Raw genomic sequence first — 7,412 nt, forward strand, 5'->3', positions numbered from 1 at the left:
TGGGCTCGACACGGTTGCCGGCGCCTCGGCGGTGCTACCCGACAACGGCGATGACACTGATGCGCCGGGCCCAGCTACGGGCATCCTGGCTAAGGCAGGCTCAGCTAGTGATCACCCTCGATCGAAAAGATGTTCCCGTCGGGATCCTTGAACCAGGCGACTTTGCCGCCGCCGGCGCGGGGTGAGATCCCCTTCTCGTCCGTGCCGTAGTCGAAGCCGGTCTCGAGCACGCCTTCGTATTGCTCGAAGGTCACGCCGTTCGAGGTCAGCTCGTCGACCGTCTGCTCGACGTCGTCGACGTGCCAGGTGGCCAGGGTCGCGGTCGACCGACCGGCGTGGTCCGGAGATGGGTAGACCTCCAGCGATTCGTCACCGGCTGACGCATAGACCTTGCTTCCGTCAGCCCCGGTCCGTACCGCCGAGAGACCGAGCTTGCCTTCGTAGAACTCCTCGGCCCGGGTCATGTCGGTCACCGCGATCGACGCGTTCAGTCTGTAGCTGCTCAAGCCCATTGGTCCTCCTCGACGAGGATCTCACGATCTCCCCGTCCGTACGGTTCTCTGTAGACCGACGTCGCGGCCTCGTAAAACTCATCGCTCTCGGCTGGCCCCACAGCGAAGCACACGCCCGGATCATGACAAACGCCGCGGGACGGGGGCCAGCACCGCGCCGAACCCGTACGTCAGGCCGCTGCGATCCGGAGGCCTCAGCTACGGGCGATCCTGGCTAGTTGACGGCCAGGTCCGTGGGGCGGACCTCGTGTGCGAGCGGCCCGCCCCTGAGGTAGCCGCCGAGATTGGCGACGAACAGCTCGCTGAGGCGATCGTCGGCTCCCGTGGTCGTGCCGGCCACGTGGGGTGTGATCGCTACCCGTGGGTGGTCCCAGAACGGGTGGTCGGGCGGCAGCGGCTCGGTCGCGAACACATCGAGGGCCGCCGCCTCCGGGGCTTCCCGGTCGAGGGCCCGCAGGAGCGCCTGCTCGTCGACGAGCTCGCCCCGGCCCACGTTGACGAGGATCGAACCCGGGGCCATGGCACCGAAGAGCGCCTCGTCGGCCAGCCCGGCGGTACCGGCGTCGAGCGGCACGACCAGCACCACGGCGAACGCGCCCGTCACGGCGTCGTGAAGGCGCTGGAGGGGGAACATCTCGTCCGCCGGGTCGTCGGGAGACGGATGGCGGCGCACGCCATGCACCCGGGCGCCCAGGGCTCGTGCGACCCGGGCGACCGCCCGGCCGATCGAGCCGAAGCCGACGATCGTCCAGGTCGTGCCCAGCACGTTCCCGTGGCGCGCCGGTGACCAGGCGCGGGCGGCCTGGGCGGCTCGCCAGCGGGGGCCGTCGTGGGCATGGTCGAGGATGGCGCGCACCACGAGCTCGGCGATCGGGCCTGAGCTGACGTGCGCGGAGGTGACCCGCACGCCGGCGTCGACGAGGCGAGCGTAGACGGGGTTGTCGAACCCGGCCGCCGCCGACTGCAGCCAGCGCAGCGACGGTGTGCGCACCGCGGTGCCGAAGAAGCCGCCGGCGAGGTCCGGGTACACGTCGGTGGTGACCCAGGCCACCTCGACCCGGTCGGTCGTGCCGGAGCGCGTGCCGTCGCGGCGCAGTTGCACGGCCTCCGCCTGCGGAGCGCAGTCGACGATGCGGGCCCAGTAGCGGTCGTGGGCGGTCTCGCTGAGGAGGATCGACACCGGCCGCGTCACGGCCGTCCTCCCGTCTCGGCGACCTGACGGGCGACGAAGTCGGCGACGGCCCTCGGGTAGGCGGTGCGATCGGGCCGGAAGAGGTCGTGGGCCGCGTCGTCGAACGTGACGACCTCGATGTCGGCGACCGCGGCCCGGTAGCGCTCCACGTCGGCGTCGCGCAGGATCCCGCCGGCGGCTCCCCGCCCGACGAGCACCGGGACGCCCAGCCCGCCGAGCGCCTCCCACAGGTCCCGGTCGCGTGACTCTCGGGCGATGCCCTCCAGGACGTGGAAGGTGACCCGGTCGGGCATCGGCCGTCCCCGGAACCGGGTGCGCCACTGGCTCTCGGCGAAGGTCGGCGGCAGGCCCACCTCGACGGCGCGGTAGTCGCCGATGCTGACCGACGCCACGCACGACGGACGGCGCCGGGCCAGGTCGATGCCCCACGTCGTCCCCCGGGAGAACGTCATGAGGTGGAAGCGGTCGAGCCCGGCGTGCTCGACCACCGCCTCGAGGTCGTCGACGTGGTCGTCGGCGGAGTAGCCGGTGGGCGGGGCGTCGCTGCGTCCCTGGCCCCGCACCTCCACGACCAGCAGGCGGCGGGGCGTCAGGGCAGCGAACGCCGCCTCGTACTCGTCGGCCGTGTCGCTGAGGCCGGGTGAGAAGAGGACGGGCAGGCCGACGGTCTCCTCCGACGCGCTGTCGAGGTACCGCAACCGTCCCCCGGTCCCCTCGGCCCACCGTTCGAGCACCTCGGTCATGTTCCTCTCTCCCGTCAGCGGTCCCTGCAGTCCTAGATGACCAATCCCGGGGCGGTGGCGAGTCGTTTGTGGTCGTTCGGTTGTTCTTGAGTTGTTTGTGGTCGGTCTCCGATTACGAACGACTCGACTGTGGTCGGTGGCTACAGATGACTCGGGACGGGAAGGTCGCCTCTGGCCGGGGGAGCGCCAGTGGCCGGTCGGTGCGGTGTGTGGCGACTGAAAGGGTCGCCTGGCACCGCACGATCATCAGGGTCCGGGCTCGATGCGGCAGGAGGCAACCATTTCGGTCGCTGGACGCCCCACGGTGCCAGGCCCAACGACCCGTCGGCACAGAGAAGCCGTCAGACCACCCCTTGGAATTGGTCGTCTAGGGCTTCCGGACCGGGGGTTGAGGTGACGGGTGGGCTCTGGGTTGGGTCATGGTGTCAGGCTGTTTGGCGGTTGCGGTGGAGGTTGAGCATCTGGCGGGGTGTGCGGCCGCGCATGTAGTCGCTGTGGTTGCGGCGCCGGTTGTTGTAGTTGATGAGCCAGGCGTCGATCTCGGCTTGGAGTTGGCGGGTGGAGGTGAAGCGCCGGCGGTGGAAGGCGGGGCGCCAGGCCTCTTGGAGGGCGGTGCCTTGGAAGCGTTCGCACACGGCGTTGTGGTTCGGGGACCGGGGTGGGATGCGGTGATGGGTCAGGCCTTTGGCGGCCAGCGCGGTGGTGAAGGTGCGGGCGATGTATTCGGGACCGTTGTCGGTCAGCACCGCCCGCACGGTGACACCGAGACGCCGGTAGCGGCGGATCACGGTCTCCAGGAAGCGGGCGGTGACTGTGCCGTTGGGGGTGCCGAGGATGATCATCACGGTGGCCCAGCGGGTGGCGGTCTCGATGGCGGTGAGTTGGTACACCTTGCCGACGCCTTTGAGGTTCCCGATGTAGAAGCTGTCCAGGGCCACGAGGTCGCCGGGCCGGGCCGCGAAGTGGCAGAACCCGAAGGGCTCGTCCTCACGAGCGGCTTCGGTGACCAGACCCGTCGTCTGTGCGGTGACCGCTGCGGCCCGGGCGACGCGGGCGGATCGCCGGCCCAGCCCGTGGCGGATCAGGATCTCCTGCACGGTGGACTTGGCGATCTGGTAGCCCCGGTCGTCGAGCCGATCGGAGTACTGGCGGCACCCCAACGTCGGCTCCACCACGGCGAGGGTGAGCAGCTCGTTGACCACCCAGGTCGGTGTCGCGTTGGGCATCTGCGGCACCCGACGGTCCTTGGGCAACAGCGCCTCGACGCCGTAGCGCTCAGCGACACTGCGCCACTTGTAGAACGTCGTGCGCGACACACCGAACATGCGGCACGTCGCCGCCACGTTGCCGGTCTCGCGGGCGACATCCAGCACACGGGCACGTCGCTGATAGATGATCTCTGCCGGGGTCACGGTGGTGGGCTCCTCTGGATCTGTGGAAGGAACCACAGGGTCCACCACCACCCCTCCAACGAGGTGGATCTGCAACCTCAACCCCCGGACAGGAAGATCTAGAGGGCCGGCGCTGCCTCGGGGAAGTGGCAGGCGACGTAGTGCCCGGGGCGGACCTCACGGATCTGGGGCTCCTCGTGCGCGCATCGGTCCTGCGCCGCCGGGCAGCGGGTGCGGAAGCGGCAGCCGGAAGGCGGGTCGAGCGGTGACGGCAGCTCGCCCGCCAGTCCCTCTCCGTGTTGCCGGTTGCCGGGCGTCGGCTTCGGGATCGAGGCCAGCAGCAGCCGCGTGTAGTGGTGCGACGGGTGGGCGAACAGCTCGTCGGGCGTGGCGACCTCGCAGATCTTGCCGAGGTACATCACGACCACCCGGTCGCTGATGTTCTTGACCACGGCGAGGTCGTGGGCGATGAAGACGAGCGTGAGGCCGTAGCGGGCCTTCATCTCCTCGAGCAGGTTGAGGATCTGCGCCTGGACCGAGACGTCCAACGACGACACCGGCTCGTCGCAGATGACGACCTTGGGCTCGAGCACGAGCGCCCGCGCGATGCAGATGCGTTGGCACTGACCCCCGGAGAACTGGCCCGGACGGCGATCGCCCACGACTTCGGGTGCCAGGCCGACGGCCTCGAGGACCTCGTCGACCTTGGCAGCGGTCTCGCCGTTGCGCCCGCCCCAGATGCGCAGGCCTTCGGCGACCGCGTCTCTGACCTTGCGCCGCGGGTTCAAAGACGAGATCGGGTCCTGGAAGATCATCTGCAGCTGGCGGCGCGTCCGCCGCAGGTCCTCGTCGGCCAGCTCCGTCAGGTCGGTGGACTCGAGCACCACCGAGCCCGAGGTGGGCGATGGCAGCTGCATGATCGCCCGTCCCGTTGTGGACTTGCCGCACCCCGACTCGCCCACCAGGCCCAGGGTCTCGCCGTCGAGCACGTCGAAGCTGACGCCCGAGACGGCGTGCACGGTCTGGTTGCGGCCGGCGGCGAACTCGACCACGAGGTCCTCCACCCGCAGCAGCACGTCGTCGCCGTCCCGGAGGTGGGCCTTGCCGGTGCCGGCCATCAGCTGACCGCCACGGCGTTCAGGTCGAGCCCGGCTGCGGTGTGCCCGGCCCTGAGGTTGTCGGCCAGCGCGGTGTCGGCCTCCGGGCTCCCCACCGGGACGAAGCACCGCCACCGGTGCGGGAGCAGCTCGGTCTCCAGCATCTCTGGGTTGCGGTCCAGGCAGTCGGCCAGGGCGTAACGGCAGCGCGGCGCGAACCGGCACCCTTTGGGGAGTTGTGCCATGTCGGGCGGCCGGCCGCTGATGGCGTCGAGGCGGGTGTGGCTCGGCTGGTCCACCTTGGGGACGGAGTTGAGCAACGCCTCGGTGTACGGGTGACGGACCTGAGTGAAGAGGGCGTCGGTGGCGGCGACCTCGACGAGCTGACCGGCGTACATCACCGCCACCCGGTCGGCTCGGCCGGCGACGACGCCCAGGTCGTGGGTGATGAGGATCATCGCCATGTCGTGCTCTTCCTGCAGTCGCGCCAGCAGGTCGAGGATCTGCTTCTGCACGGTGACGTCGAGCGCCGTGGTGGGCTCGTCGGCGATGAGCAGCCGGGGCTCGCAGGCCAGCGCGATGGCGATGGTGACCCTCTGGCGCATGCCACCCGACAGCTCGTGGGGGTACTGGTCCAGGCGGCGCTTGGGATCGGGGATCTTCACCTGGTGCATCAGGTCGACGGCCCGTTCGGTCGCCGCGTTGCGGCTCAGCTTCAGGTGGTAGCGGATCGACTCGGTGAGCTGCGCACCGATGCGCTTCACCGGGTTGAGCGACGTCATGGGGTCCTGGAACACCATCGCCATCTCGGTGCCCCAGAAGTGCCTGGCCTCCGGCCGCGACAGCTGGCGCACGTCGCGCCCGTCGAAGATCACCTCGCTGTCCTCGGGTACGTAGGCGTTGTCGGCCAGCAGGTTCATGATCGACCGCACCAGCACCGACTTGCCCGAGCCGGACTCGCCGACGATGCCCAGCGTCTCGCCCCGCTCGAGCGTGAACGAGACACCGTCCACCGCCCGCAAGACGCCCCGTGGCGTGTCGAACATCGTGCGCAGGTTCTCGACGACCAGCAGGGGCGGGCCGGCACTGCCGACGGGAAACGGTCTCACTCGCTCTCGTCCTCCTCCGGGCTCACAGCCGGCTCCGGCGAGGGTCCCAGAGCTTGCGGGCCTTGTCGCCCACGCGGTTGAGGGCGAAGACGGTCAGGAACAGCACGATGCCGGGCGCGAAGACGAGGTGCGGGTGTTGCTCGATGGTCGTCTGCCCGGCGGCGATCATGTTGCCCCAGGTCGGGTTGGGACGGCGGATGCTCAACCCGAGGAAGCTCAACGAGGCCTCGGCGACGATCAACGCCCCCAACACGATGAAGCTGTACGACACGACCGGCAGCGCCACGTTGGGCAGCAGCTCGCGCAGGATGAGCCGCCGGTCCCTGGCGCCCAACGCCCTGGCCGCCAGCACGAACTCGCGCTGCGCGAACACCATCGTGTTGGCCCGGCTGAGCCGGATGTACGTGGGGATCCCCAGCACCCCGAGCGCGATCGTGACGTTGCGGACGCTGGGCTCGACGACCGCCACCATGCCCAGCAGCAGGATCAGCGGTGGGAACGCCAGCATCGAGTCGGCCACCACGTTGACGGCACCCTCGGTCCTGCCGCGGTAGTAGCCCGCCGTGATGCCGACGAGGCCACCGATCGCCATCCCCATCGCCACGGCCCCCAGCGACACGACGAGGGACACCCGGGCGCCGTGGACGACACCGCCCAGGATGTCGAGGCCCTGACGGTCGGTGCCCAGGGGATGCTCGGAGAACAGGTCGGGCCGCAGCAACGTCGGCGTCGTCAGCGTCTTGGAGACGTCACGAGACTCGGCCAACGGCAACAGGTCCGCGCCGACCGCCGCCAGCGTGACGAGACCGAGCCAGGCCACCGAGAACCACAGCGCGGTCTCCAGCTCCTCACCGAGGAAGAACCGCCCGAGTCGGTCGGCGCCCAGGTAGACGAGGCCGGAACCGGCCAATGCCAGCGCCACCCGCAACACCGCGGTGACCTCCGGGAGGACCACCGTCCCGGCGACCACCAGCACGACGCCCATGGCGAGGGCGGCGAGGCCCACGACCAGCCGACGGCCACGGCGCCGAGACCGGGCGGTCAGGCGCAGCCGCGTCCCGTCGAGCGGCCACGGCGCCGCATCGTCGGTCCCGACGCCGACGTCGCTGCCCGCATCGTCGAGCAGGAGCTCAGACCCGGCCACGGCGGATCCTCGGGTCCAGGTAGGCGTACGAGACGTCGATGACGGCGTTGAGCGTCACGTAGAACACGGCGATGACGAGCACGCCGGCCTGCACCACCCGGAAGTCGTGGGAGCCGACGGCGTCGACGATCATCGTCCCCATCCCCGGCAGGTTGAAGATCGTCTCCACGATGACCGTGCCGCCGATGAGCCGGCCCAACGCGACGCCGGCCACCGTGACCAGG

8 protein-coding genes are annotated in these 7,412 nt (G+C 70.0%); all 8 read right to left on the minus strand.

The genetic code is table 11. The features are described from left to right. Nucleotides 1-104: 104 nt before the first annotated feature. Nucleotides 105-512 carry a VOC family protein gene (locus VK611_30975; protein ID HMG45794.1) on the minus strand — a complete coding sequence of 136 codons (408 nt, stop codon included), beginning with the start codon at nt 510-512 and terminating at the stop codon, nt 105-107. Between the two features lie 214 nt (nt 513-726). Then, nucleotides 727-1,704, minus strand: coding sequence for an NAD(P)-dependent oxidoreductase (locus tag VK611_30980; GenBank protein ID HMG45795.1), 978 nt, complete (start codon nt 1,702-1,704; stop codon nt 727-729). Beyond that, on the minus strand, nt 1,701-2,447 hold the full coding sequence (locus tag VK611_30985; GenBank protein ID HMG45796.1) for an alpha/beta hydrolase: 747 nt from the start codon (nt 2,445-2,447) through the stop codon (nt 1,701-1,703). Before VK611_30985 ends, VK611_30980 begins: the two co-directional genes overlap by 4 nt. A gap of 425 nt (nt 2,448-2,872) precedes the next feature. Next, a complete protein-coding gene (locus VK611_30990) occupies nt 2,873-3,859 on the minus strand; it encodes a DDE-type integrase/transposase/recombinase (protein ID HMG45797.1) in 987 nt (328 codons plus the stop codon). Nucleotides 3,860-3,957: 98 nt separating this feature from the next. Then, nucleotides 3,958-4,956 (minus strand): oligopeptide/dipeptide ABC transporter ATP-binding protein, encoded by a 999-nt coding sequence (locus VK611_30995; GenBank protein HMG45798.1) that lies wholly within the window; start codon nt 4,954-4,956, stop codon nt 3,958-3,960. Further along, nucleotides 4,956-6,044: an ABC transporter ATP-binding protein gene (locus VK611_31000; GenBank protein ID HMG45799.1), complete on the minus strand. Its 1,089-nt coding sequence runs from the start codon at nt 6,042-6,044 to the stop codon at nt 4,956-4,958. Before VK611_31000 ends, VK611_30995 begins: the two co-directional genes overlap by 1 nt. 22 nt (nt 6,045-6,066) lie before the next feature. Next, nucleotides 6,067-7,188, minus strand: a complete 1,122-nt coding sequence (locus tag VK611_31005; GenBank protein HMG45800.1) for an ABC transporter permease — start codon at nt 7,186-7,188, stop codon at nt 6,067-6,069. Further along, nucleotides 7,175-7,412: ABC transporter permease subunit (locus VK611_31010; GenBank protein HMG45801.1), on the minus strand; the 238-nt coding region annotated here is incomplete at its 5' end. The genes VK611_31005 and VK611_31010, both read right to left, overlap by 14 nt.

Source organism: Acidimicrobiales bacterium (assembly GCA_035316325.1).
In the GTDB taxonomy this organism is placed as follows: Bacteria; Actinomycetota; Acidimicrobiia; order Acidimicrobiales; family VFJN01; genus DASXTK01.